This window comes from Achromobacter insolitus (assembly GCF_002209555.1).
Lineage (GTDB): Bacteria > Pseudomonadota > Gammaproteobacteria > Burkholderiales > Burkholderiaceae_B > Achromobacter > Achromobacter insolitus.
The window spans coordinates 1-546 of record NZ_NJIF01000027.1; the positions used below are offsets into that span (position 1 = coordinate 1).

The following is a 546-nucleotide window of genomic DNA, read 5'->3' on the forward strand; positions in this document are numbered from 1 at the left end:
ATTCCAGACATGTCAAGGGTAGGTAAGGTTTTTCGCGTTGCATCGAATTAATCCACATCATCCACCGCTTGTGCGGGTCCCCGTCAATTCCTTTGAGTTTTAATCTTGCGACCGTACTCCCCAGGCGGTCAACTTCACGCGTTAGCTGCGCTACCAAGGCCCGAAGGCCCCAACAGCTAGTTGACATCGTTTAGGGCGTGGACTACCAGGGTATCTAATCCTGTTTGCTCCCCACGCTTTCGTGCATGAGCGTCAGTGTTATCCCAGGAGGCTGCCTTCGCCATCGGTGTTCCTCCGCATATCTACGCATTTCACTGCTACACGCGGAATTCCACCTCCCTCTGACACACTCTAGCTCGGTAGTTAAAAATGCAGTTCCAAAGTTAAGCTCTGGGATTTCACATCTTTCTTTCCGAACCGCCTGCGCACGCTTTACGCCCAGTAATTCCGATTAACGCTTGCACCCTACGTATTACCGCGGCTGCTGGCACGTAGTTAGCCGGTGCTTATTCTGCAGGTACCGTCAGTTTCGCGGGGTATTAACCC

1 rRNA gene is annotated in these 546 nt (G+C 52.4%); it reads right to left on the reverse strand.

The window, feature by feature from the left end:
* Positions 1-546: ribosomal RNA gene (locus tag CEY08_RS29735) — 16S ribosomal RNA — on the reverse strand; the annotation flags it as partial.